The sequence below is a fragment of the Glycomyces sp. L485 genome (assembly GCF_022548875.1).
Lineage (GTDB): Bacteria > Actinomycetota > Actinomycetes > Mycobacteriales > Micromonosporaceae > Glycomyces.
In genome coordinates this window covers 128,013-151,142 of the sequence record NZ_JAKZEW010000002.1, presented here as the reverse complement: position 1 = coordinate 151,142, position 23,130 = coordinate 128,013, and the positions used below count along the sequence as shown (strand labels likewise).

Here is a 23,130-nt window from a genome sequence, read left to right as displayed (position 1 = left end):
CACTGGAGAGGCCCGTCCCACGTGGCATCCATCGATGAAGTGATCAGCTCGATCGACGCGAACACGCAAGCGGTGAGCGAGATCGGGGCCCAGATCGAGAGCAGCAAGCAGCAGGCCGAGGAAGTCCTCACGGCGTTGCAGCAGCTGGGGATCGAGGCCGCCGGGCACGCGTTGAGTGCGGCCAAGGATCAGTTGGAGGAGTGCCTGACTCAGAATGCGGCGCTCGCGCAGAAGCTTGAGCAGGCGCGCGGCGCTGCCGAAGCCTCTAAGCACGCTTGAGCGGTCTCGGATGACGAGTGCCCACGAGTTGGCCGGGAAGATAGAGGCCGACAAGGAGCAGGTGGCGCAGATCGCCGGGCAGTTCGCGGCGGCGAAGCAGGCCGCCGAGGAGGCTGCCGCGAAGATGCGCGAGCTCGGCGCGGAGGGCATGGCGGTGAGCATGGAGCAGGCCGTGACCGAACTCGAAGAGGCCGAGAGTGGAAGGGCCACGCTCGAAGGCAGTCTGGAGAAGGCCCGCTGGCAGGTCATGGCGGCCATTCACGGGATCGGTCCGGGAGCGCCGAAGGCACCGAGCCAGGAGAAGATGGATGAGCGCCTCGGAGGCTTGGATGTCATGCCGCCGCATGAGAGGCATGGCAGGAACCCGACCGGCGATGAGCTCATGGGAATCGACTCGAGCGTCGGCCCGTTCCAGAAGGAGCACGAGAACGCGAACGCCGATCGGAACCTGAATCCTTTCGCCAGAGGGGCGCGGAGTGCCGTCCGGAACAGTGGTGACTTCAAGCAGGCCGTTGAAGAGCTCAGCAAGCCGGCCTTCACCACGATGAAGAACGGCTGGAAGCCGCCGACTGACACCTACCCAACGGTTGGTGTAGCTGAGCCTGCTGCAACCTTTACCGCGCCTCAACAGGTGCAGGCCGATTTCCAGAACCCGATGGGTAATCTCGTGGTTGTGGCAGTGCTAGTGACCGATTGGGCTGCTAGGGGCATCAGAAACTGGAGAGGCAAATCATGACCGGAAACCCTCTGTTCCGCGAGACAATTCGCGCTGCCTCCTTGGGGAACGCAGACGAAGCAAGTCGTCTCTATGACCAGATCCCGAAATCAGATCTCAACGAATACCACATGTTCGTGGTGGCGTTCTTCGCCGCTGCTCTGGGCGTCCGGTTCCAGGAGGACCAGAGCTTGTCCGAGATCAAGCGGTTCGCCGATGAGATGCGGTATGACTACCGCGATGCACAGCCGCCTGTAAAGCAGCTGGTAGTCGAAGGTCTCATTCGCGGAATGTTGGGCGAGGAGCAGATGTTCGATGAGATCAGCCCACAGGAGCAATACCGAACTCAACTGCTCGCAATCCGAAAAATCGTCGGGCAGTCACCCGAAATGCAGGCTCGGATGGATGACTATCTGACTGACGCTGAAACGCTTGCGACCCAGTGGCAAAGCGGGGAGTGACGAGGCTCTCGATCAGCCTTATCTCTTGTGGGGCAGGCCCTTTGGGTCTGTCCTGCTTGCATTCCCATCTGGATTTGTTGACGGGCTTGACCTGATGGTTGACATTGCTTTGATCTTGGTTCATCATCAAACGCACTGGTCTGCGAAAGGACAACCCGCACAAGGGTTTACGTCTAGAACAGATCTTCTTACGATCTATGCGGATCGTATCAATACAATTCAATAGGTCAGAATGTAAACGCCGCCCGGTGGTTGTCAGCTACCAACTACACGTCCACCGGGCGGCCCCACACAGAGAGGAAGCCTCCTGTGCTGCCTACGACCATACGCTATTCGACGCTGCCTGAAAACAGCCAGTCGTTTGACTTCGAAGCTCCTGCGGACCAATACCCGCACCCGGACAACCCCGGCCTCACCGAGGTCCCAGGGCGCGGCTATTACGACTGGGCGAACCGTCGCCTCTTCCTTCCCGACGGCTCACCTGATCCGGCGACGCCTGGTGCGTACCGGTATCAAACGCGTCCGGACCTGTGCGATGTTGAAGCGCCGGATTCGGATCCGGCTTCGCCGCGTTACGAGCCGCCGCACCTGCGGCACCAGCCGGGTGATACCTGGATCATTGATGCCAACCGCCCCCATGACCCGGAGGACACGGGCCCGTACGGGACGCCGGGTTGGCGTCAGGACCGGCGTACCGGCCGCCATCGTCGCGGGGAGTTGCCCGATCCGATTCCCCCGTGGGAGAAAGAGCCCGATCCGGTCGCCGAGGCAAGGCCGAGCCCGGCCCCGAGCCGTCGCTGGGTCTTGAGCGAAGAAGACTCCGGCGGCGAAGAGCCGTACCGGTTCTCGAACCTGCGCGAGGATGCCTGGGACCGGTGGCTGGTCGACTCCGAGCCGCTAGCCGCCGCCCATACGTCCACATTTTCGGCGACCGAACGCGAATGCGGGCGCACGATCGCGGCCCTGCTCCGTCTCGTCCGGTGGATCGTCGTGGTACTCAAGGGGCCAGAGGCAGCAGCACCCTCAGATTCGCCGGCCAACACGAACCCGGTCGACATGCGGCACGTCCCGGCCAACAGGCCCAGCCCGCACCCCAGGTCCGAAGCGCCCTACGTCCTCCAGTGGGAGCGGCACTTCGACCAACTCCACCCGGCAGTCGGAGGTACGTCGCTGTGAACCGTTACGCGCCCTCGCGCATTCGCGCCGCCTACGGCCGGGCGCTGAATCGCACACCGATCCCGGCTCAAGCCGTCGTGGCGCCCGATCCGGCAGGTCTCACCGTGCTCGGATCGGCGAACGTCGCGGGTCGAGCGGTCGACTTCGGAGTGTGCGCCGACGCCCCGCGTTTGTGGGTCACCTTCGGCGACACTGAACCGGCGCTGCTCGGCTTCCTCTCCGGCCTGGTCCTGGGCGAACCCGACCTGTGGGTCTGCGAGTCCGCGCACCTGGCCTGGGCCGGCACCAACGCACCGGGCATCAAACAGGCCGCCGCCGACATCTGGTTCGACTGCCAGAAGCATTGCGAGGGATAGTGAATGGACAAGCACGAGCGGAGAGCCCTCTTCCGTGAACATGCCGTCGCAATGATCCGGGACGACCAGCCGACGGCGTCGCGGGCGCACCGCCTGATCTACCCCGACCAGATGATCGCCCACACCATCTTCGTCTTCGCCCTGTTCGCCACCGTCCTCATCGAACACTTCGGCGACGAGCTCGACCGGGACGAACTCTCCCGGACCATGGCGGCGCTCCGCGCCGAGCGAAGCGGGTTCGCCTCACTCAAGGCCGAGGCGCTCGTCCGGGTCGTATACGGCGAAAGCCAGTTGTACGTGGAGATCCCGCAGGCCGAGCACGGCTTCTACATGTGGGCGGTGATCACGCACCTGATCGGTCCCGATCGGACCGAGGACCATCTCACGGAGTTGTTCGGGCACGTAGACCTGCTGGCCAAGGGCTTCGTGGAGTCGGTCTTCGAGTCGAGCGCGCTCGCCGCCTTCTACGACGGGCCCGATCCGATCCCGAGCAACGGATCGGAGCAGCGATGACGCCCGAGCAACTTCAACGGGCACATGTCAAAGCCCTCGCCGCAGGCGATCTGGAGACGGCCGCCGAGCTTCGCAAGCAGTTCGGCAAATACGGCGACAAGGGCGCCTTCGACTACCTGCGCGCCGTCGTCGCGATACTCATCGGTGGTCGCTTCGGCGCGGGCGCGGGCATCGACGCGGAACGGATCGACCACGTCGAACTCGGCCGGTTCATGGCCGAGCTGCGTCACGACACACGTTCGGCCGAACCGCCGCTCAACCACCTCGCGGTGGAGGGCGCCATCCGCTCCCTCTACGGCGAGGAGTACCTGCTCGATCAGATCGGGCTGCGGGAGAGCCGCCACGGCTTCTACGTCGTCCTTCGGCACATGGTCCGACTGCAACCGCAGATCCAGGACAACCTTGACGAGGTGATCACCGAAGCCCAGAAGATCATGCGCTACTGGCTCCTGGGCCCGTGACTCGCGAGGGGTCGGCCCGAACGGGCCGACCCCTCAAGAGCGGCGGAAGCCCGGATACAGGCATGTTGCTCTGCATGAACTCTCGTTGCGAGTCCCTATACCGTCCGCAGCCGCAATCCGGGATAACGGAAGACGTACGGGCCGCGATACTTCGCGTGGCTCTGGTCTCCGGAGAGCTCTGCCTCGCCTCCGAGCATCAACTCGTCCACTGCCCGCACGCCTGCGGCTTCGGCGGTCTTCACGATGAGCTCGGCCGCCGCGGCTGCCTTCACGGCGCCGGGACCGCCGGCGTCGAAATGCCACGGGGACTCGAAGTGCTCGACCTCGGTTGCGCCCCTGAGGTTCTGCTGGTCGGTGGGCCTCCATCCGAGAGAGGCGGGATCGGCCGAGTCGGGCCCGTCATAGCCGATATGCAGGCGATCGAAGCATCTGATGTCGAAAAGCAGCGGACTGTCGCTCGTCCCGTCCTCGAAGTGGATGCGTCCGAACAGCGGCAGACTCAATGACACTCCAAGGGCCAGCGTCTCCGCCGGCAGATTGGCCAGAAGATCGACCAAGCCATCGGTGAACTCGTCCCAGTCGTTCGCCGGTGAGAACTTCGCGCGTTGGATGCGGTCGGGGCCGGCGACCGCGCCGACGAAGCCGGTGGGTTTGCGCGCCATCGAGTACCGGTACGCGTCCTCCCAGCTGTCGGTGTAGTCGGATACCAGTTCGGGCCCTGATTCTCCGGCGCGCAGCTCGACTGTCGTGTACTTGCCGCGCCAACGCAGATACGGTGTGCCCCGATCAGGCCGGTCGCCGCGACTGTCAGGCGAGCGGTTCCCGAAGAAGGACGCCGGGTTGATGGCGTCCTGCACGACATCGGCCACGCGCCGGAACTCCTCAGCCTGCGTCACCGCATCATCGGCGACCCGGGAGACCGGCACGACGACGCCGTCGGTGCCGTAATAGGCGAATCGGATCCGTTCCGTGCCGTCGACCGACGCCGTGCAGGCCACTCCGCGCAGCGATCCGTCGGCCGCGCGGGGCCACTCGACGTCCTCGGTCGGCTGCCACCCGATGTCGGCGGCCAGCTTCCGCATGCCGCTCTCGGTGCGTTCGTAGAACGGCTCGATACCGTCGATCCTGCTTGCCAAAGCATCGATCTCACGTGTGTTCATCCGCTCGTCGTGCTCCATGTACACCACTCCGTCGTGCTCGATGCGATCTCGTTGTTCGCCAAGTAGACCCACGTTAATTGAGGCCGTCAAAGCCGGCGATCCCGTTGTGGAGTCCCGTCACCGTGTGGACCTGTGTCTCTGGCTGACAGTCGATGTCAGATTTCGGACTTTTGACACGCGGATGAGTTCCAGTGGATCGGATGGGGCGCTCTGTAACTTCATGACATGGCGAAGATCCCCCATGAAGCGCTGCATCGCATCTTCCGCGACAGCCCAGCTCTGTTCACCGGGACTCTCCGGCGGGTGTTCGAGACCGACTTTCCAGACATCGTTGAGGTCAGCGTCATCGACACCGACCTGACCGAGACGGAGGCCCTAGAACGACGTGCCGACACGATCCTGAAGGCGGAGACCTCACAAGGCGCTCATCTGCTGGTCATCGAGACGCAGACCAAGGAGGACCGCCAGAAGATCCGAAGCTGGGCTTACTACCTGAGTTTCCTGGAGAACAAGTACGAACTGCCCGCAACGCTGCTGGTGATCTCACCCAAAGAGGCGACCACCCGCTGGGCGCGCGGACCGCTCACGCTCGGGCCGCCGCAGCGCCCGTCCATGAGGCTGCTCCCCTACGTGTGCGGGCCGGACAACATGCCGTTCATCACCGAACCGGAGGTAGCGGTCGAGGACGTGGTCTTCACCGTCTTCGCCGCTCTCACCCACCGACTGAATCCGGACATCGAGAAGGCGCTGCGGCCGCTGGCCGACGCGCTGGATTCTCTGGAACCCGAGACGGCCGCCTACTGGGCCGAGTTCACCGAAGGCGGTCTCGGCAAAGGTTGCGCCAAAGAAACCTGGAGGAAGATAATGAAGACCATGTCGTACCGATACGTCTCCGAAATCCGCCGCGAGGCCGTTGCTGAGGCCACTGTCGAGACGCTCGTCAAGGCGATCTTCGCGCTCTTGGATGAGCGCGGAGTGGAGGTCGGCGAAGCCGATCGGGGGCGCATTGTCGAAAGCACTGATCCCGAGACCCTCATGCGCTGGCTGGTGCGCGCCTCGTCCGTGGATAGCGCGGCCGAGTTGTTCGAGGGCTAGCGAAACCCGATGTCATACCGCTACGTCTCTGAGATCCGCCGCGAGGCTCGCGCCGAGGCTCGTGCGGAGGCTCGTGCTGAGGCCACTGTCGAGACGCTCGTCAAGGCGATCTTCGCGTTCCTGGATGAGCGTGGAGTGGAGATCAGTGAAGATGACCGGGCGCGCATCGCCGAATGCGCCGACATCGCACAACTCGGGCGCTGGATGATGCGCGCTCCGTATGCGGGCAGCGCGGCCGAGTTGTTCGAGGGCTAGCGAACCACGTTGTGAGGCCAAGTCCGGCGGGTACCGGCCGGCAGCCGACTTCGCAGCGCGAGGTTCGGTGAGTGAACGAACACCGGCCACAAGTACATTCGTACCGTGCCAGACGAGCAGGGCCCCCGACTGAGCCAGGTGTTGCGAGCGACACCGGGCTCCGCGCTGCTGGCCGTGTCCATCGGCGGCGCGATCGGCGCGCTCGCCCGCTACTCGCTCACCGTCGCCTTCCCGATGGAGCCCGGCTCGTTCGACATCGCCACGTTCACCGCCAACGTCGCAGGCGGGCTGCTCATCGGCGTCCTCATGGTGATCATCACCGAAGTCGCGCCCGGGACGCGCCTGGTACGGCCGTTCCTCGGCGTCGGCGTCCTCGGCGGCTTCACAACGTTCTCGACCTACATCCTCGACATCGGGCAGGCCGCCAACGCCGGGGCGACATTCCTCGCGCTCACCTTCGCGTTCGCCACGATGGCCGCGGCGCTGCTCTCGGCCGCGGTCGGCATGTACGCGGCCAGACGGCTCCTGGTGCGCCACCGCCGAAAGGAGACCGAGTGACGCTCCTGCTCGTGGCCGCCGGCGCCGCCGTCGGCGCACCCATGCGGTTCCTGACCGACCTGGTCCTCGCCCACTACGCGGGCCGCCACCTGCCTTGGGGCACGCTCGTCGTCAACGTCGCCGGCTCCGGGCTCGCCGCCTTCCTCGCCGTAGCCATCGCCGACTCCAACCTGGCGGCACTGCTCATCATCGGCTTCTGCGGGGCGCTCACCACCTACTCCACGCTCTCGTACGAGACGCTGCGGCTCGTCGAGGACGGGCGCTGGCACCACGCGCTGGCCAATGTGGCCGCCAACCTCGGCGGCGGGCTCGCCGCGGGCCTGCTCGGCTTCGGCGTCGCGCACCTCTTCTTCGTCTGAGCCGACACGCCGGGCCCGCGTCCGCCGATCACCTGCCCCGGTACCCGAATATCAGGTTCCTGCCGCCGATCGAGAGGACCCCGATGCCGGGCCACCGCTCCCTGCCGCTCGCCGCCGCCGCGGTGCTGTTGCCGCTGTTCACCGCATTGCCCGCGCACGCAGAAGGGCCCCAGGACGTCTGGCTCGTCGAGCTCGACGCCGGCGTCAGCGCCGAGACGCTCGAAGCCGCCGCGCACGACCTCGACTTCACGCTCCGCCACGACTTCGAGCGCGTGTGGAACGGCGTCTCGGTCGGCGCCGACGCCGCCACCGCCCGCAGACTCGAATCGCTCGGTGTCGTCGAGCGCGTCTGGTCCGACGTGGAGTTCACCGGCCCGGCGATGCCCGATCGCCGCGCCGAGCTCGCGCTCGCCACTAAGACCACCAACGCCGTCGACGCCCACGCGCGCGGCATCGACGGCTCGGGCGTCAAGGTCGGCGTCATCGACACCGGCATCGACTACACACACCCCGACCTCGGCGGCTGCTTCGGCCCCGGCTGCCGAGTGGTCACCGGCACCGACTTCGTCGGCGACGATTTCGACTCCGAAGACCCCGACAACGACGTACCCGCACCCGATGACGATCCGACCGACTGCGGCGGCCACGGCACCCACGTCGCCGGGATCGTCGGAGCCGACGGCGAGGTCACCGGTGCCGCGCCCGGCGTCGAGTTCGGCGCCTACAAGGTATTCGGCTGCGAGGGATCCACCAGCGCCGAGGTCATCATGCTGGCGTTGGAAGCGAGCCTCGCCGACGGCATGGACGTCGTCAACCTCTCACTGGGTCAGGCGTTCCAATGGCCCGGCTACCCGACCTCCGAGGCCGCGAACGCCCTCACCGCGGAGGGCGTCGCCGTCGTCGCCTCCATCGGCAACTCGGGCGAGTCCGGCGTGTACTCGGCTTCGGCCCCGGGTGTCGGAGCCGACGTCATCGGCGTCGCCTCGACCGACAATCCGGCGCAGCGCATGAGCGCCGCCCGTGTGGAGGCGCTCGAGCGGCGCATCGGATACAAGCCGATCGCCGAGGCCGTCGAGCCCGAGCCGGGGACTGTCACCGACCCGCTCGCCTGGTTCGGGCGCGCCTGCGATGACGACGAACCCGAAAACGACGTCGACGGCAAGACCGCGCTCATCGTGCGCGGGCAGTGCACGTTCAAGGAGAAGTACGAGCGCGCGGTCGAGGCGGGCGCGAGCGCCGTCGTCGTCTACAACGACCGGCCCGGCCCGTTCGGCGGCACCGGCGCCGAGGACCTCGACGTGCCGCTCGTCGGCATCGCCGACACCGACGGTCAGGACCTGCGCGACCTCGCCGAGATCGGCGCCGATCCGGTCATCGAGTTCACCGGCGGCACCGTCCTGGTCGACCTGCCGCGCGGCGGGCTCGCGTCCTCGTTCACCGCTTACGGTCCAGCGCCCGACCTGTCGTTCAAGCCCGACGTGGCCGCGCCGGGCGGCGGCATCTGGTCGACCGTCCCGGTCGAGGACGACTCCTACGACTCCCTTTCGGGCACTTCGATGTCCGCGCCGCACGTCGCGGGCGTCGCGGCGCTGCTGCTCCAGGTCCGGCCCGACCTCGAACCGGCGCAGGTGCGCACGCGACTGGCCAACACTGCCAGGCCCGTCAAGTGGGGCGAGAACCCGGAGCTGGGCTACCTGGAGGCGACGCACCGGCAGGGCACCGGGGTCGTCGACGCGATCCGCACGCTCGACGCCGGGGGCACCTTGACCCCCAGCGGCGTCAACGTCGGCGACGGCACCGGCCCGAGGACGTTCGAGCTGGAGCTCACCTCGGAGTCGTGGCGGACCGAGACCTACCGGCTGCGCCACCAGAGCGCGATCGCGACCACCGGCGACATCCGCGACACCGGCTTCCACGTCGCCAAGCCCGCCGTGACGTTCGAACCGAAGACCGTCGAGGTCGGCGTCGGCCGTGCCGCGACCGTGAAGGTCACCGTCGAGCCGAACGCGAAACTGCCCGAAGGGAGCGTCTTCGGCGGCCGGATCGTCGCGAAGCCGGTGGACGGCGGGGTGCCGCTCGCCGCCGCGTACTCCGGCTACATGGGCGACTACCTCGACAACCCCGTGCTCGCCCACCCGGACTACCCGAAGCTGGCCCTCGCGATCGACGCCGACGCGGAGACCGGCGACGTCGACTACCGCGACATCGAGGACGGCGAGACGTTCGGCATCGGTGGACGGCTGCCCACGGCGCTCGTCCACCTGGGGCACCATCCGGCGGCGATGGAGGTCGCCTTCGAGAGCGCCCGCACCGGCGAGGTCCACGAGTGGGAACGCAAGGAGTTCCTCCAGCGCTCACCCGGGCCTGACGACACGCTCGTCATAGACCTGGCGCAGTTCTCCGAAGACGTCCCCGGCGCGCTCGAACCCGGCCGGTGGCGGATCCACGTCCGGGTGCTCAAGGCCCTCGGTGACGAGGCGAACCCGGACCACTGGGAGCAGTGGGCCTCGCCCGAGTTCACGCTGGACTAATCGGCGGAGCGGTGGACGATCCCGGGGCCGATCTGGTCCCGGGGCATCACCGTGATCTGGTCGATGTTGACATGCGGCGGGCGGGTCGCCACCCAGGCCACCGTCTCGGCGACGTCCTCGGCGGTCAGCGGCGTCATGCCCGCGTAGACCGCGTCGGCCTTGGCCCGGTCGCCTTCGAATCGGACGAGGCTGAACTCGGTCTCGACCATGCCCGGGTCGATCTCGCAGACCCGCACCGGCTGGCCGAGCAGCTCGATGCGCAGGACGCGGGTGATCGCGGCCTCGGCGTGCTTGGCGGCGTTGTAACCGGCCCCGCCCTGGTAGGGGACGCGGGCGGCGATCGAGCCGATCGTGACGACCTGGCCGTCGCCCGAGGCGACGAGCAGCGGCAGCAGCGCTTTGGTGATGCGGGCCGTGCCGAGGACGTTCACGTCGTACATCCGCTGCCAGGCATCCAGGTCGGCCTCGGCCGACGTGTCGAGGCCGAACGCGCCGCCCGCGTTGTTGACGAGCAGGTCGCAGCGGCCGATCTCGAAGACGAACGCGGCCACCGACGCCTCGTCGGTGACGTCGAGCGGCAACGCGGTCCCGCCGCATTCGGCCGCGACCTCGGACAGGCGCTCCGTGCGCCTGGCGCCGAGGACCACGTCGAATCCGGCCGCGGCCAGCGCCTTCGCGGAAGCGGCGCCGATACCGCTGCTGGCCCCGGTGACGACGGCGATCTTGCGAGTGTCCATGGCAGTTCACGGTACCTGTCCCACACTGCGGCCGAGCCCGTCCCGGATCTCTGTGGGCGGCCGTACCATCGACAGCGACGCCGGTTCCGGAGCAGCGGCACGCTGCCCCGGCTAAGAGGGAACCTGGTGGGAATCCAGGACTGCCCCGCAGCGGTGAGCGGGAACGAAAGCCGTCATGAGCACTTGGCCGAGACCCTTTCCGATCGGAAACGGTGTGGAAGCCTGGGAAGCGACGGCCGGTAGGCGCCGGACGAACATCCGGCGGGCCCGCGAGTCCGAATACCTGCCGACGTACCGCGCGTTCCGCGCGGTCCACGCTGTCGCAAGTTCGAGGGAACTGACACATGAACGATGAGAAGAAGACCGTGCACGCCACCGTGCTCGGATACCCGCGCATCGGCGCGAACCGGGACCTCAAGCGCGCCCTCGAGGCGCACTGGTCCGGGCGGCTCGACGAGGCCGGCCTGGACGCGGCGGCCGCCGCGATCCGCTCCCAGATGCTCGACGATCTCGCCTCGGCGGGACTGGACTCGGTTCCGACCGGCGTGTTCTCGCTGTACGACCACGTGCTCGACACGATCGTCGCCGTCGACGCGATCGCTCCCCGGCACCGCCGCGGCACCGAGACCGCCACGTACTTCGCCGCAGCCCGCGGCGACCACGAGGCGGTGCCGCTGGAGATGACGAAGTGGTTCGACACCAACTACCACTACCTCGTGCCCGAGATCGGGCCCGGGACCGCGTTCGAGGCCAGGCCCGAGAAGGCTCTCGCCGAGTTCGACGAGGCGCGCCAGCGCGGCTTGGCCGCCCGCCCGGTCCTGCTCGGTCCGGCGTCGTTCCTGCTGCTCGCCAAGGCCTCCGACGACGCGCCGACCGGTTTCGACCCGTTCGACAAGCTCGGCGAGCTCACCGCCGTCTACGAGCGGCTGCTGTCGGCGCTCGTGGAGGCGGGCGCCGACTGGGTCCAGCTCGACGAACCGGCGCTGTGCGCCGACCGCAACGAGAGCGAACTCGAGGCAGTGGGCGCCGCCTACCGGCGCCTGACCCCGCTCGTCGACGTGATGGTCACGGGCGGCTATGGGCCCCTTGGGGAGTCGCTGCCGGTGCTGGTGGAGGCCGGTGTCCACGGCATCGCGCTCGACCTCGTCCGGGGGCGCGGCGATATCGCAATGCTCGAGTCCCTGAACGTTTCACGTGAAACATCGATCGCGGCCGGCGTGGTCGACGGGCGCAACATCTGGCGCACCGACCTGCTCGCGGCCGCCGCCGATCTCGAACGACTGCACCGGATCACCGACCGGCTCGCCGTGTCGTCCTCGTGCTCGCTGCTGCACGTCCCGGTCGATCTGGAAGCCGAGAGCGAGCTGCCGTCCTCGCTGACCGACCGGCTCGCCTTCGCCCGCCAGAAACTCCGGGAGGTCGCGAGTCTCGCCGACTCTGCCGCTCCGCGCCTGCAGCGCCCGGCCGCCCCCGAGCACTGGCGCAACGAGACCGTCCGCTCCCGCCTCCACGCCCTCCCCGCTGGCGCCGACCGCCGCGCCGACTACGCCGAGCGCGTCGCGGCGCAACCGGAGCTGCCCCTGCTGCCGACCACCACCATCGGCTCCTTCCCACAGACCGCCGAACTGCGCCGGGCCCGCGCCGCCCACCGGCGCGGACTGATGATCGACGCCGACTACCACGCCCGCATGCGGGCCGAGATCGCCGCCGTCATCGCCGAGCAGGAGAAACTGGGTCTGGACGTGCTGGTGCACGGCGAGCCGGAGCGCAACGACATGGTCCAGTACTTCGCCGAGCAGCTCACCGGCTTCGCCACCACCGCCGCCGGATGGGTCCAGTCCTACGGCTCGCGGTGCGTGCGCCCGCCGATCCTGTACGCCGACGTCGCCAGGCCCGAGCCGATGACCGTCGAGTGGACCTCCTACGCCCAATCGCTCACCGACAAACCGGTCAAGGGCATGCTCACCGGCCCGGTCACGATCCTGGCCTGGTCGTTCGTGCGCGACGACCAGCCGCTGGCCGACACCGCCGACCAGGTGGCGCTCGCGCTGCGCGACGAGGTCGCCGACCTCGAAGCCGCCGGGACCGCGATCATCCAGGTCGACGAGCCGGCGCTGCGCGAGCTGCTGCCGCTGCGATCGGACCGGCGCGAGCACTACCGGCGGTGGGCGACGCGGGCGTTCCGCATCGCCACGGCCGGGGTGAAGACCCAGACCCAGATCCACACGCACCTTTGCTACTCGGAGTTCGGGGACGTCATCGACGCGATCGCCGACCTCGACGCCGACGTCACCTCGATCGAGGCGTCGCGGTCGAAGATGGAGGTCCTCGCCGACCTCGACCGCGCCGACTACCGGCGCGGGGTGGGTCCGGGTGTGTGGGACATCCACTCGCCGCGCGTGCCGTCGACCGGGGAGATGGCCGCCTCGCTGCGGCTCGCGGTCGCCGCCGTCGACCCCGGGCGGGTCTGGGTGAACCCCGACTGCGGGCTGAAGACGCGCCGGTATGAAGAGGTGCGCCCGGCGCTGGCGAATCTGGTCGCCGCCGCCCGGACCGTCCGCGGCGAGCTCGAGTAAAGGACCCGTGCGTGCCCGATCGGCCGCGTCGAGCTCGGCTTGCAAGCCGTTCCGAGGTTCGCCGATCGGGCACGTAATCTTGAATGCGTGGCGATTGACAACTACCGCATCGTGTCTGAGCCGGTATCGGGAGATATGTCCGGGCTGGCGAAGGCGAGCATGGACTGGCGGCGGCTCGCGCACAACGTCGAGACGCTGGCCGGCCTCACCGACGCGCCGCTGATGGCGATGGTCAAGGCCGACGGCTACGGGCACGGCACCGTCCCGACTTCGCGCGTCAGCGTCGAGGCCGGGGCCGCGCGGCTCGGCGTCGCGACGCTCCGCGAGGCGTGGCGTCTGCGGCGCCTGCCCGACCTGGCCGATGTGCCGGTGCTCGCGTTCCTCTACACGCCCGAGCAGCCGGGCCTGGCCGAGACGATCGAGGCCGGGGCCGAGCTCGGGATCTCGTCGCAGGCGCAGCTGGCCGCGGTCGCCGCGGCCGCAGAACGCGCCGGCGCGACCGCCCGGGTCCACCTCAAGGGCGACACCGGGATCTCCCGGGGCGGCGTCGCCGAGTCAGACTGGGGGGCCTTCGCCGAGGCCGCCGCGAAGCACCAGGCCGCCGGGGCGGTCGAAGTCGTCGGCGCCTGGAGTCACCTGGCCTGCGCCGACGCGGTCGAGCATCCGGCCAACGCCGAGCAGAAGGCCGCATTCGGGCGCTTCCTCGCCGCCGTCGGGGCCGCCGGGCTCGAACCGGCCGTGCGCCATCTCGCCAACTCGGCCGCGCTCATCGCCGACCCCGAGACGCACTACGACCTCGTGCGGCCCGGCATCTCGCTCTACGGCTACAACCCGGTGCCGCACATCCGCGTCGACCTCAAACCTGTGATGGAGCTGCGCAGCCAGGTCGCCACCGTCAAACGCCTCCCGGCGGGCACCGGCATCTCCTACGGCCACACCCACCACCTGGAGCGCGACACGAACGTCGCGCTCGTGCCGCTCGGCTACGCCGACGGGATCCCGCGGGCCGCCTCGGGGCGCGCCGAGGTGTACCTCGCCGGGCGCCGCCGCCGGGTGCTCGGCCGGATCTGCATGGACCAGTTCGTGGTCGAACTCGGCGACGACACCGTCGCGCCCGGCGAGCCGGTCGTCCTCATCGGCGCAGGCGCCCACCACCCGGACGCCGACGACTGGTCGGCGTGGGCCGGGACCATCCCGAACGAGATACTCACCGGCATCGGCGATCGCGTGCCGCGCTACTGGAACCGGGGGGCGGAGTGACCCGTCGCAACGGCCTGCGCGGCCTGGCGCTCGCGGGCGGGGTCGCAGGCGGGGTGGCCGCCGGGGCCGCCATCGCCGTCGGGGTCCCCCGCTACCTCGCCCGCCGTGCCCGCTCGGAGGCGAGCGACCCGTACGCGCACGAGCCGTTCGAGCTGCCGCCGACGAACTCGGTGCGGACCGTGATCAGCCATGACGGCGTGCCGGTCCACGTGGAGACCGTCGGCGCCGAGGACGCCGACCTCACGATCGTGTTCGCCCACGGCTACCTCCAGGACTCCTCTACGTTCTATTTCCAGCGCAAGGCGATCGCGAAGGCCGCCGAGGAGGGCGCCTCGCTGCGGGCGGTGTTCTACGACCAGCCCGGGCACGGGCGCTCGGGGCCGCTGCCGATCACCGAGTACTCGATCGAGGACCTCGCCGAGACCCTCTTCGACGTCATCGAGACCGTCGCGCCGAAGGGCCCGCTGATCCTCGTCGGGCATTCGATGGGCGGCATGACGATCCAGGCGTTCGCGCGCATCAGGTCCGAGGTCTTCGACGAACGGGTGAAGGGCGTCGCGTTCTTCTCGACGAGCCCGGCGGGGCTCGACACCGTCGAGACCAAGCCGATGCGGGCGCTGCGGCGCATGCGGCGCACGGTCCTGCCGATGCTCCAGCAGATCACCGGTTGGACGCCGCAGCTGATCGACCGGGCCCGGCTCCTGTCGGGCGACATCGGCTATCTCGTCACCCGGCGCAACGCCTTCGCCAGCGCCGATCCGCCGCATTCCCTGGTCAGCCTCGTCGAACGCATGAACCGTCACACGCCCGTGCAGAGCGTCGTCGGCTATGTGCGCGCTATTCTCGACCACGATGAGATGAAGACGTTGCCGCAGTTCAAGGACGTTCCGGTGCTCGTCACGGTGGGCGACAGCGACCTGTTGACGCCGCCGCAGCACTCGCGGCGGCTCGCGGACGCCATCGCCGGGTCCCGTTTCGTGCTCATAGCCGAGGCGGCCCACTCACCGCAACTCGAGTACCCTGGTGAGATCTCACAACTGTTGTTGGAGATGATCGACAAAGTCGCGGTCGAGATCGACTCGGTGGGCACCACTGCGGCAGACTCTGGGCGGACCGGCACCGTTCCGCACCAGCGCCGCCGTTGGTCTCCTTTCACCAGACACGACCAGCGCCGCGTCGAAAGCGGAACACGAACGCAGACTGAGGAGTGACATCGTGAGGCTTACCATGCCGACGGCCGCAGACACCCAGGAGTTCGGGCAGCGCCTCGCAGGGCTGCTGCGCGCCGGAGACCTCGTGATCCTCACCGGCCCGCTCGGCGCCGGCAAGACCGCCCTCACTCAGGGCATCGGCGCCGGTCTCGGCGTCGACGGCCGCATCACCAGCCCCACCTTCGTCATCGCCCGCACCCACCGGGGCGGAACGGCGGGCCTGCCGCTCGTCCACGTCGACGCCTACCGCCTCGAAAGCCTCGACGAGCTCGACGACCTGGACCTCGACACCGACGTCGCCGACTCGGTGACCGTCGTCGAATGGGGCGCCGGGCTCGCCGACCGCCTCGCCGAGTCGCACCTGGAGATCGCGATCGAGCGAGACGCCGACGAGACCCGCTCGCTGTCGCTCCACGCTCGCGGCGGCGACTGGGCGAGCCGCCTCGAAGCGCTCGGGCAGCCGGTGGGCGCGGTCGCATGCTGACACTCGTCGTCGACACCGCCACCAGCGCCGTCCAGGCCGCGCTCGTCGAGATCGAGGACGACGAGCTGTTCCTGTCCGCCTTCCGCCGCGAGATCGACAGCCGTGGGCACGTCGAGCGGCTCACCCCGTTCATCGAGGAGTGCCTGGCCGACGCCGGGCGCACCAGCGCCGATGTCGGCGCGGTCGTCGCCGGGGTCGGACCCGGCCCGTTCACCGGGCTGCGCGTGGGCATGGTCACCGCCGCGGCGTTCGCCGACGGGCGCGGCATCCCCGTCTACGGAGTCTGCTCGCTCGACGGGATCGGCGGCAACACCAGGGGCCGGGCGCTCGTGGCGACCGACGCGCGGCGCAAGGAGATCTACTGGGCCGTGTACGAGAACGGCGCGCGCGTCGGCGAGCCGCAGGTCGGCAAGCCCGCCGAGCTGGGCGAGCTCGACGCGGACTACGCGATTGGCGAGGGCGCGAGCAAGTACGCCGACGAGCTGCGCATCCCGGCGGAGGCCGTCGCGGCCTACCCGGACCCGGTGAAGCTCGCCGAGCTGGCGGCCGGGCGGGTCCGATCGGGCGCGCCGACCGAGAAGCTCACGCCCCTGTACCTGCGCCGCCCTGACGCGCAGGCGGCGAAGCCGTGATCGTGGTGGCGGGCGCCGCGCCGTGGTAGACCTGGGATGATGAACGGCGACTTGCATATGGGCCGGCTGCGCTGGTGGCATCTGCCGGTGGTGGCGAGGATGGAGCGGGCGGTCTTCGGGCCCGAGGCCTGGAGCGAAGGTCTCTTGTGGACTGAGTTGGCGGCCGGGCACGACTACCGGGCCGTGCTCTCCGGCGAGTTCGTCCTCGGCTACGCCGGGGTGGCGCTGACCGGCCATGAGGCGTGGATCAACAACATCGCCGTCGACCCGTCCATGCGCCGCCGCGGCATCGCGACGATGCTCATGGACGACCTCATCGCCCGTGCGCGCGCGGGCGGCGCGAAGGCGGTGTTCCTGGAGGTCGCGGTCGACAACGGCCCGGCCCAGCGGCTGTACGACCGGTACGGTTTCTACGGCATCGGAGTGCGCAAGAACTACTACCAGTTCACCGGCACCGATGCCGCGGTTATGAGGATGGATCTGTAGATGAGTGAACCCTTGGTGATGGGCATCGAGACCTCGTGCGACGAGACCGGTGTCGGGATCGTGCGCGGAACCGAGCTGCTGGCCGACGCCATAGCCTCCTCGGTCGAAGAGCAGGCCAGATTCGGCGGCGTGGTCCCCGAGGTGGCCTCGCGCGCGCACCTGGAGGCCATGGTGCCCACCGTGCAGCGCGCACTCGACGACGCCGGGGTCACCCTGGAGGACCTCGACGGCATCGCCGTCACCGCGGGCCCGGGCCTGGCCGGGGCGCTCATGGTCGGCGTCGGCGCGGCGAAGTCGTACTCGCTCGCCACCGGCGTCCCGCTGTACGGCGTCAACCACCTCAGCGCCCACATCGCGGTCGACACGCTCGAGAACGGCCCGATCCCCGAGCCGGCGATCGGCTTGCTCGTCTCCGGCGGGCACTCCACGATCATGATGGTCGAGGACCTGGCCGGAAAGGTGCATCAGCTCGGTGCGAGCATCGACGACGCGGCCGGCGAGGCGTTCGACAAGGTCGCGCGGCTGCTCGGACTGCCGTTCCCCGGCGGCCCCTACATCGACAAGGCCGCCGAAGAAGGCGACCGCGGCTATGTCGAGTTCCCGCGCGGCCTGAGCGCCGCGAAGGACATGGAGCGGCACCGCTACGACTTCTCGTTCTCCGGATTGAAGACCGCCGTCGCCCGCTGGATCGAGATGGAGAAGCGCGCGGGCAAGTCGATCCCGGTGAACCACGTCGCAGCGGCGTTCCAGGAGGCGGTCTGCGACGTGCTCACGCGCAAGGCGATCCTCGCGGCCAAGGAGCACGGCGTCGAGACGCTGCTACTCGGCGGCGGCGTGGCGGCCAACTCCAGGCTCCGGGCCATGGCGACCGAGCGGGCCGAGGACGCCGGTCTCACGCTGCGCTTCCCGCGCCCGAAGCTCTGCACCGACAACGGCGCGATGGTCGCGGCGCTCGGCTCGCACCTCGTCGCGGCCGGGGTCGCCCCGTCCGAGATGCACTTCCCGGCGAACTCCTCAATGGACGTGACGATCGTCAGCCTCGCCGACGCCCTCTGATCACCGAATGGAGCGCCACGGCTGAGTGAGCGGCCGCATCTCGGGAAACGAGCTCCGGTCAGTCTGGGCTCCTTCGGCATCCGGCTAGGCTTGCCGCATGAAGCGAACCCCTGACGGCCTCATCCACCGACGTGCCGCGCGGGTCCTCATCGTCGATGAGGACGACCGCGCGCTCCTATTCTTCGGCGCCGGACTGGTCCGGCAGGACGCCGACTACTACTTCACCGTCGGCGGCCGCGTCGAAGACGGCGAGAGCCTCGCCGAGGCCGCCGCACGCGAGACGTTCGAAGAGACCGGCCTGCACGTGACGCCCGAAGAACTCGGCAACCTCGTCGCCCACACCGAAGGCGCCTGGACCACACACGACGGGGTCCGCTTCTACTCCGACGACAACTTCTTCTTCCTGCGCACCGAGCACTTCGAAGTCAATCTCGACGGACTCGAGGACGGCGAGGAGAAGGAGATCAGCCGCCACGAATGGCTCAGCCTCGACGACCTGAAGGCCACCGACGCGTACGTCTTCCCCATCGGCCTCGCCGGGATCCTCAAGCGGCTCATCGCGGGCGAATCCTTCACCGAGCCGTTCGAACTGCCCTGGGTGGACACGTCGGCCGAACCACCGGCGCCGCAATAGAATACGGTTGCCAAACTGCGTGACGACAAGGATACTCACTGCATGACGAACGAGATCTCACCCGAAGTGCGCCACTGCGCCCGCGTGCTCATCGCCGACGAACGCGACAACGTCCTCCTGCTGCACAGCTCCGGTTACGTCACACCGGAATCGGAGTACTACGTGACCGTCGGCGGCGGCGTCGAAGAGGGCGAGAGCCTCGCCGAGGCCGCCGCACGCGAGGCGTTCGAGGAGACCGGGCTTCGTGTGGCACCGGCCGACCTCGGCCCGGTCGTGGCCCGCACCGAGGGCGTATGGCACGCGGGACACCAGGACCACTCCTACTTCTTCCTGCGCACCGAACGCTTCGACGTGAGCTTCGCGAACCTCGAACCGATCGAAGCCGCCGACCTCAACGGCTTGGCCTGGCTCTCCATCGACCAGCTCCAGGCCGCAGACGAAGCCGTCTTCCCCGTCCCGATCGCCTCCCTGGTCAAACGCCTCCTCAGCGGTGAGACTCCGCCCGAACCCGTCGAACTGGAATGGGCGAACTGGCGCGGCGACAACAAGCGCTGCCCGCTCCCCTAGACCGCGTTTTCGAACCGTGGTTCGGCCCGTACTCCTACCGCCACCGGCAGGACTCACGCCTCCACGGTCGTGCGGGTTCCCTTGAAGAGGAGCCACAGCATCAGCACGACTTCGCCGACGAACGTGAACAGGACCACCTGCAGCGAGTAGTCGCTGACCAGGACCATGCCGAAGCTGTCGACCAAGTACCCGAGTCCGGCGACGACGAGCAGGACCCCGACGACCTTCGCCATGAAGCTCGCCCGGTACGCGAGCCAACCGAGCAGCACCAGGTACACCCCGAAGACCAGGAGCCCGAGGTTCCAGATGATCTCGAACGCTTCGATCGAAGCCAGCACCTGCTCGGGGTGGTCGAGCCGCGTCACCGCCAAGACGAGCTGGGAGATCGCCACCAGGTAGACCGCCGCGAAGGCGACCCTGAACCAGGCCGTGAGCATCGACACGGCGCGGTTCACCGTCTCGAACACGACGTACAGCGACGCGGCCAGGACGAGGTCGAGCATCGCCACCACGGCCAGGCAGGCGATGCCCCAGCGGAACAGGGTCTCAGAGGCGGCGATGTCGGCGGCGGTCTGCGCGGCGTCGCCCGGGGTCACCAGGGCGTCGACGGCGCCGAACGCTCCGAAGAACGCCAGTCCGATCACGAAGAAGAGCGAGATTCCGGCGGTGAGGCTGGCGGGTCGCAGTGACCGGGTAGGGGCTTCGGCGAGGGTCATCGACTGACTCATTTCTCGAGGGGGAAGGATTCCTCTTACAATGTAAGGCAAGATTGAACGGAGGTCAAGCATTCTAGACTTACAAGGTAAGATAATGACGGATCGCCGGCTGAGGCGACACGGAGCGCAAGCCGCCCGGGGCCGGCCACCAGCGCCGCGCATGCGCGAAGCGCGAGCGTCGAAAGCGGTTGGACTGCGGTGGGCCGCCCCGGGATACTTGGACGGTGAGCGCGATCGACCAGACACCCCAGATCAACCGGCGCGGCGCACGCGGCATCGTCATCGACGAACATGACCACGTCCTGTTCATCGGCGGACCTGCGACGCCCGACCGCGCGGCCCACTGGATCCTCCCCGGCGGCGGCATCGACCCCGGAGAGACCATGACCGAGGCCGCGATCCGCGAGCTGTACGAGGAGACCGGACTGCGCCTCACGCCCGAGCGCCTCATCGGCCCGGTCGCCCGGCAGCTGTACCTGGGAATCCGCGACGACCGCCCGTGGGTGCAGGAGAACAACTTCTTCCTCACCCGCGCCCAGCGCTTCGAACCGCGCGTCACCGGCGGCGACGCCTACGAGCAGGACTTCGAGTTCAACTGGGTCGCCGTCGGCGACTTCCTCTCCACCGACGGCTTCCGCCAGATCGAACCGCTGCTCGGCCTCATCAAGCGGCTCATCGGCGGCGAGGTCCCCGCCGAACCGATCGAACTCGAACCGATCGGCCCGCGCACGGCCCCCGGTGCGGCGATTCGCGCATGAGCATCGAATCCGAGACCGGGGCCGTCTTCCGCGCCGCCGCGAGAGTCATCCTCCTCGACGAGCACGACACCGTCCTCCACATCGGAGGAGGCCAGTGCCTCGACGGACTCACCCACTGGTTCATCCCCGGCGGCGGCATCGAGGCCGGGGAATCGCCCGCGGACGCCGCCGTCCGAGAACTGGCAGAGGAGACCGGCCTGCGCATCGACCCCGACCACCTGGTCGGACCGGTCGCACACGGCACCTTCGCCGCATTCCCCCACGGGCGACTGCTCGTCCAGAAGAACCGGTACTACTTCCACCGAGTCCGGCGCTTCGAGCCGCGCATACACAGCGACGTCGGCTACGAGCAGCACCTAGGGTTCACCTGGCGCCCGATCGAGGAATGCGGCGCGAGCGACGGCATGCTCAATCCCGGACTCCTGGTCTCGCTGGTCAAACGGCTGCGCGACGGCAATGTGCCGCCCGCACCGATCGACGTCGGCGGCTCCTACAGTCCCCGATTCGGCGACTGAGAGACGCAAGAGCGGCCCGGGCAGAGCCCGGGCCGCCTCTCTTGACCAGTGGCGCTTAGAGTTCGGTCTCCGAACGGTCGCCGGACCACTCGGTGTGGAACACGCCGTCGCGGTCGACCCGCTTGTAGGTGTGCGCGCCGAAGAAGTCCCGCTGGCCCTGGATCAGGGCCGCCGGGAGCCGCTTCGAACGCAGCCCGTCGTAATAGGCCAGCGCCGAGGAGAAGCCCGGCGTCGGGATCCCGGCCTGCACCGCGGCGGCCACCACGCGGCGCCACGCGTCCTGGGCGTCCGAGACGATCTTGGTGAACTCGGGCGCGGCCAGCAGCGTCGGCAGACCCGGGTTGTCGCGCCAGGCGGCGGTGATCTTGTCGAGGAAACGCGCCCGGATGATGCAGCCGGCGCGCCACATCGCCGCGCACGAGCCGAGGTCGATGTCCCAGTCGTATTCGGCGCTGGCGGCGGCGATCTGGTCGAAGCCCTGGGCGTAGGCGACGATCTTCGAGGCGTACAGGGCCTGGCGGACGTCGTCGACGAAGCTCTCGGGCAGGTCGATCTTGCCGTTCGGGCCGGCGAGGACGCCGACGGCGCCTTCGCGTTGCTTGGTGCCGCTGGACAGGGCCCGTGCGAACGTGGCTTCGGCGATGCCGGTGACCGGGACGCCGAGGTCGAGGGCGATCTGGACGGTCCAGCGTCCGGTGCCCTTCTGGCCGGCCTGGTCGAGGACGACGTCGACGAACGGCTTGCCGGTCTCGGCGTCGGTGTGGCCGAGGACTTCGGCGGTGATCTCGATGAGGTAGGAGTCGAGGTCGCCGGTGTTCCACTCGGAGAAGATCTTGGCCAGCTCGGTCGGCTCGATGTCGGCGCCGCGCCGAAGCAGGTCGTAGGCCTCGCCGATGAGCTGCATGTCGGAGTACTCGATGCCGTTGTGCACCATCTTGACGAAGTGCCCGGCGCCGTCGGGGCCGAGGCGCGTGCAGCAGGGGGTGCCGTCGGGGGCCTTGGCGGCGATGGCCTCCAGGATCGGGCCGAGGCTCTCGTAGGACTCCTCGGAACCGCCGGGCATGATCGCCGGGCCGAGCAGTGCGCCCTCCTCGCCGCCGGAGACGCCGGTGCCGACGAAGTGGATGCCCCGCTCGCGCAGGGCGGCCTCGCGGCGCCGCGTGTTCTCGAAGTGGGCGTTGCCGCCGTCGATGATCATGTCGCCGGGTTCCATGAGGTCGGCGAGGGCCTCGATGACGGCGTCGGTGGCCTTGCCCGCCTGCACCATGATCATGGCCTTGCGGGGGCGCTTGAGGGAGGCCACGAAGTCGGCGAGTTCCTCGGACGGGACGAAGTCGCCCTCGCCTCCGTGGTCGTCGATGAGCTCGGTGGTCTTGGCGTAGGTGCGGTTGTAGACCGCGACGGTGAAGCCGTGGCGGGCGAAGTTGCGGGCGAGGTTGGAGCCCATGACTGCCAGCCCGACCACTCCGATGTCGGCGGTGCTCATGCCTGTCTCCCTGCTTGTGTTTCGAAGAGGTTCCGTGTGTGCCGTGATTGTCCCGGAGGCGCCAGGCGGTGACGCCGTCACGGCTCATCGTAT

At 68.7% G+C, this 23,130-nt stretch carries 27 protein-coding genes and 1 riboswitch; of the genes, 23 read left to right on the top strand and 4 right to left on the bottom strand.

All coding sequences use genetic code 11. The annotated features are described in order from the left end of the window. Positions 1–21: 21 nt before the first annotated feature. The 7 genes from L0U85_RS02070 to L0U85_RS02040 all read left to right on the top strand — a co-directional run bounded on the left by L0U85_RS02070 (position 22) and on the right by L0U85_RS02040 (position 3,961). Positions 22–279: a hypothetical protein gene (locus L0U85_RS02070; protein WP_241375956.1), complete on the top strand. Its 258-nt coding sequence runs from the start codon at positions 22–24 to the stop codon at positions 277–279. A gap of 10 nt (positions 280–289) precedes the next feature. Continuing rightward, complete coding sequence (locus tag L0U85_RS02065; protein WP_241375955.1) at positions 290–1,015, top strand: hypothetical protein; 726 nt, start codon at positions 290–292, stop codon at positions 1,013–1,015. After that, complete coding sequence (locus L0U85_RS02060; RefSeq protein ID WP_241375954.1) at positions 1,012–1,455, top strand: hypothetical protein; 444 nt, start codon at positions 1,012–1,014, stop codon at positions 1,453–1,455. The genes L0U85_RS02065 and L0U85_RS02060 overlap by 4 nt, the downstream gene beginning before the upstream one ends. Positions 1,456–2,259: 804 nt before the next feature. Then, the gene (locus L0U85_RS02055; RefSeq protein ID WP_241375953.1) at positions 2,260–2,631 is read left to right on the top strand and encodes a hypothetical protein; all 372 of its coding nucleotides are present in this window, start codon (positions 2,260–2,262) and stop codon (positions 2,629–2,631) included. After that, the gene (locus L0U85_RS02050; RefSeq protein ID WP_241375952.1) at positions 2,628–2,987 is read left to right on the top strand and encodes a hypothetical protein; all 360 of its coding nucleotides are present in this window, start codon (positions 2,628–2,630) and stop codon (positions 2,985–2,987) included. The genes L0U85_RS02055 and L0U85_RS02050 overlap by 4 nt, the downstream gene beginning before the upstream one ends. A gap of 3 nt (positions 2,988–2,990) precedes the next feature. Further along, on the top strand, positions 2,991–3,500 hold the full coding sequence (locus L0U85_RS02045; protein ID WP_241375951.1) for a hypothetical protein: 510 nt from the start codon (positions 2,991–2,993) through the stop codon (positions 3,498–3,500). Next, complete coding sequence (locus L0U85_RS02040) at positions 3,497–3,961, top strand: hypothetical protein (RefSeq protein WP_241375950.1); 465 nt, start codon at positions 3,497–3,499, stop codon at positions 3,959–3,961. The genes L0U85_RS02045 and L0U85_RS02040 overlap by 4 nt, the downstream gene beginning before the upstream one ends. A gap of 95 nt (positions 3,962–4,056) precedes the next feature. Here L0U85_RS02040 and L0U85_RS02035 read toward each other — a convergent pair whose 3' ends face one another. Next, positions 4,057–5,121 (bottom strand): hypothetical protein, encoded by a 1,065-nt coding sequence (locus L0U85_RS02035; RefSeq protein ID WP_241375948.1) that lies wholly within the window; start codon positions 5,119–5,121, stop codon positions 4,057–4,059. 225 nt (positions 5,122–5,346) lie between these two features. On the opposite strand from L0U85_RS02035, the gene L0U85_RS02030 reads away from it, so the two are divergent. The 5 genes from L0U85_RS02030 (at position 5,347) to L0U85_RS20405 (ending at position 9,919) form a co-directional block, all read left to right on the top strand. Then, positions 5,347–6,216, top strand: a complete 870-nt coding sequence (locus tag L0U85_RS02030) for a hypothetical protein (RefSeq protein ID WP_241375947.1) — start codon at positions 5,347–5,349, stop codon at positions 6,214–6,216. 9 nt (positions 6,217–6,225) lie between these two features. Continuing rightward, on the top strand, positions 6,226–6,471 hold the full coding sequence (locus tag L0U85_RS02025; protein ID WP_241375945.1) for a hypothetical protein: 246 nt from the start codon (positions 6,226–6,228) through the stop codon (positions 6,469–6,471). A 105-nt stretch (positions 6,472–6,576) separates the two neighbouring features. After that, positions 6,577–7,029, top strand: coding sequence for a CrcB family protein (locus tag L0U85_RS02020; protein WP_241375944.1), 453 nt, complete (start codon positions 6,577–6,579; stop codon positions 7,027–7,029). After that, positions 7,026–7,388: a CrcB family protein gene (locus tag L0U85_RS02015; protein ID WP_241375942.1), complete on the top strand. Its 363-nt coding sequence runs from the start codon at positions 7,026–7,028 to the stop codon at positions 7,386–7,388. The genes L0U85_RS02020 and L0U85_RS02015 overlap by 4 nt, the downstream gene beginning before the upstream one ends. An 83-nt stretch (positions 7,389–7,471) precedes the next feature. After that, on the top strand, positions 7,472–9,919 hold the full coding sequence (locus L0U85_RS20405; RefSeq protein WP_277605248.1) for a S8 family serine peptidase: 2,448 nt from the start codon (positions 7,472–7,474) through the stop codon (positions 9,917–9,919). Here the strand turns inward: L0U85_RS20405 and L0U85_RS02005 are convergent. After that, a complete protein-coding gene (locus tag L0U85_RS02005) occupies positions 9,916–10,656 on the bottom strand; it encodes an SDR family NAD(P)-dependent oxidoreductase (protein ID WP_241375940.1) in 741 nt (246 codons plus the stop codon). The genes L0U85_RS20405 and L0U85_RS02005 overlap by 4 nt on opposite strands. A 64-nt stretch (positions 10,657–10,720) precedes the next feature. After that, positions 10,721–10,962: riboswitch (cobalamin riboswitch) on the top strand. A 38-nt stretch (positions 10,963–11,000) separates the two neighbouring features. Between L0U85_RS02005 and metE the strand changes: the two genes are divergently transcribed. The 9 genes from metE (at position 11,001) to L0U85_RS01960 (ending at position 19,562) form a co-directional block, all read left to right on the top strand. Beyond that, a complete protein-coding gene (gene metE, locus L0U85_RS02000; RefSeq protein WP_241375939.1) occupies positions 11,001–13,232 on the top strand; it encodes a 5-methyltetrahydropteroyltriglutamate--homocysteine S-methyltransferase in 2,232 nt (743 codons plus the stop codon). Positions 13,233–13,319: 87 nt separating this feature from the next. Next, positions 13,320–14,492 (top strand): alanine racemase, encoded by a 1,173-nt coding sequence (gene alr / locus L0U85_RS01995; protein ID WP_241375938.1) that lies wholly within the window; start codon positions 13,320–13,322, stop codon positions 14,490–14,492. Next, positions 14,489–15,703 (top strand): alpha/beta hydrolase, encoded by a 1,215-nt coding sequence (locus tag L0U85_RS01990; RefSeq protein WP_241375937.1) that lies wholly within the window; start codon positions 14,489–14,491, stop codon positions 15,701–15,703. The genes alr and L0U85_RS01990 overlap by 4 nt, the downstream gene beginning before the upstream one ends. Positions 15,704–15,719: 16 nt before the next feature. After that, a complete protein-coding gene (gene tsaE / locus L0U85_RS01985) occupies positions 15,720–16,187 on the top strand; it encodes a tRNA (adenosine(37)-N6)-threonylcarbamoyltransferase complex ATPase subunit type 1 TsaE (RefSeq protein WP_277605282.1) in 468 nt (155 codons plus the stop codon). Continuing rightward, on the top strand, positions 16,181–16,819 hold the full coding sequence (tsaB, locus tag L0U85_RS01980) for a tRNA (adenosine(37)-N6)-threonylcarbamoyltransferase complex dimerization subunit type 1 TsaB (protein WP_241375935.1): 639 nt from the start codon (positions 16,181–16,183) through the stop codon (positions 16,817–16,819). The genes tsaE and tsaB overlap by 7 nt, the downstream gene beginning before the upstream one ends. Before the next feature lie 39 nt (positions 16,820–16,858). Continuing rightward, positions 16,859–17,305, top strand: a complete 447-nt coding sequence (rimI, locus tag L0U85_RS01975; protein WP_241375934.1) for a ribosomal protein S18-alanine N-acetyltransferase — start codon at positions 16,859–16,861, stop codon at positions 17,303–17,305. Further along, a complete protein-coding gene (gene tsaD, locus L0U85_RS01970; RefSeq protein WP_241375933.1) occupies positions 17,306–18,361 on the top strand; it encodes a tRNA (adenosine(37)-N6)-threonylcarbamoyltransferase complex transferase subunit TsaD in 1,056 nt (351 codons plus the stop codon). It abuts the gene before it with no gap. A gap of 97 nt (positions 18,362–18,458) precedes the next feature. Continuing rightward, positions 18,459–18,995 (top strand): NUDIX domain-containing protein, encoded by a 537-nt coding sequence (locus tag L0U85_RS01965; RefSeq protein ID WP_241375932.1) that lies wholly within the window; start codon positions 18,459–18,461, stop codon positions 18,993–18,995. 42 nt (positions 18,996–19,037) lie between these two features. Then, complete coding sequence (locus tag L0U85_RS01960; RefSeq protein WP_241375931.1) at positions 19,038–19,562, top strand: NUDIX domain-containing protein; 525 nt, start codon at positions 19,038–19,040, stop codon at positions 19,560–19,562. A gap of 53 nt (positions 19,563–19,615) precedes the next feature. Here the strand turns inward: L0U85_RS01960 and L0U85_RS01955 are convergent, their stop codons facing one another. Further along, positions 19,616–20,278, bottom strand: coding sequence for a DUF4386 domain-containing protein (locus L0U85_RS01955; RefSeq protein ID WP_241375930.1), 663 nt, complete (start codon positions 20,276–20,278; stop codon positions 19,616–19,618). Positions 20,279–20,502: 224 nt separating this feature from the next. Here L0U85_RS01955 and L0U85_RS01950 point away from each other — a divergent pair, with 224 nt between their 5' ends. Continuing rightward, positions 20,503–21,036: an NUDIX domain-containing protein gene (locus L0U85_RS01950; RefSeq protein ID WP_241375929.1), complete on the top strand. Its 534-nt coding sequence runs from the start codon at positions 20,503–20,505 to the stop codon at positions 21,034–21,036. After that, positions 21,033–21,551: an NUDIX domain-containing protein gene (locus L0U85_RS01945; RefSeq protein WP_241375928.1), complete on the top strand. Its 519-nt coding sequence runs from the start codon at positions 21,033–21,035 to the stop codon at positions 21,549–21,551. The genes L0U85_RS01950 and L0U85_RS01945 overlap by 4 nt, the downstream gene beginning before the upstream one ends. 55 nt (positions 21,552–21,606) lie before the next feature. Here the strand turns inward: L0U85_RS01945 and gndA are convergent, their stop codons facing one another. Further along, the gene (gndA, locus tag L0U85_RS01940) at positions 21,607–23,037 is read right to left on the bottom strand and encodes an NADP-dependent phosphogluconate dehydrogenase (RefSeq protein ID WP_241375927.1); all 1,431 of its coding nucleotides are present in this window, start codon (positions 23,035–23,037) and stop codon (positions 21,607–21,609) included. Between the last annotated feature and the right edge of the window lie 93 nt (positions 23,038–23,130).

Bases quoted from the DNA above. Each gene is read 5' to 3' on its own strand.
- L0U85_RS02035 (WP_241375948.1), bottom strand. From the start codon at position 5,121: ATGAACACACGTGAGATCGATGCTTTGGCAAGCAGGATCGACGGTATC.
- tsaE (WP_277605282.1), top strand. From the start codon at position 15,720: ATGCCGACGGCCGCAGACACCCAGGAGTTCGGGCAGCGCCTCGCAGGG.
- L0U85_RS02005 (WP_241375940.1), bottom strand. From the start codon at position 10,656: ATGGACACTCGCAAGATCGCCGTCGTCACCGGGGCCAGCAGCGGTATC.
- L0U85_RS02045 (WP_241375951.1), top strand. From the start codon at position 2,991: ATGGACAAGCACGAGCGGAGAGCCCTCTTCCGTGAACATGCCGTCGCA.
- metE (WP_241375939.1), top strand. From the start codon at position 11,001: ATGAACGATGAGAAGAAGACCGTGCACGCCACCGTGCTCGGATACCCG.
- tsaB (WP_241375935.1), top strand. From the start codon at position 16,181: ATGCTGACACTCGTCGTCGACACCGCCACCAGCGCCGTCCAGGCCGCG.
- L0U85_RS02025 (WP_241375945.1), top strand. From the start codon at position 6,226: ATGTCATACCGCTACGTCTCTGAGATCCGCCGCGAGGCTCGCGCCGAG.
- L0U85_RS02030 (WP_241375947.1), top strand. From the start codon at position 5,347: ATGGCGAAGATCCCCCATGAAGCGCTGCATCGCATCTTCCGCGACAGC.
- tsaD (WP_241375933.1), top strand. From the start codon at position 17,306: ATGAGTGAACCCTTGGTGATGGGCATCGAGACCTCGTGCGACGAGACC.
- gndA (WP_241375927.1), bottom strand. From the start codon at position 23,037: ATGAGCACCGCCGACATCGGAGTGGTCGGGCTGGCAGTCATGGGCTCC.
- L0U85_RS01945 (WP_241375928.1), top strand. From the start codon at position 21,033: ATGAGCATCGAATCCGAGACCGGGGCCGTCTTCCGCGCCGCCGCGAGA.
- L0U85_RS01955 (WP_241375930.1), bottom strand. From the start codon at position 20,278: ATGACCCTCGCCGAAGCCCCTACCCGGTCACTGCGACCCGCCAGCCTC.
- rimI (WP_241375934.1), top strand. From the start codon at position 16,859: ATGAACGGCGACTTGCATATGGGCCGGCTGCGCTGGTGGCATCTGCCG.
- L0U85_RS01960 (WP_241375931.1), top strand. From the start codon at position 19,038: ATGACGAACGAGATCTCACCCGAAGTGCGCCACTGCGCCCGCGTGCTC.
- L0U85_RS20405 (WP_277605248.1), top strand. From the start codon at position 7,472: ATGCCGGGCCACCGCTCCCTGCCGCTCGCCGCCGCCGCGGTGCTGTTG.
- L0U85_RS02040 (WP_241375950.1), top strand. From the start codon at position 3,497: ATGACGCCCGAGCAACTTCAACGGGCACATGTCAAAGCCCTCGCCGCA.
- L0U85_RS01965 (WP_241375932.1), top strand. From the start codon at position 18,459: ATGAAGCGAACCCCTGACGGCCTCATCCACCGACGTGCCGCGCGGGTC.
- L0U85_RS02065 (WP_241375955.1), top strand. From the start codon at position 290: ATGACGAGTGCCCACGAGTTGGCCGGGAAGATAGAGGCCGACAAGGAG.
- L0U85_RS02060 (WP_241375954.1), top strand. From the start codon at position 1,012: ATGACCGGAAACCCTCTGTTCCGCGAGACAATTCGCGCTGCCTCCTTG.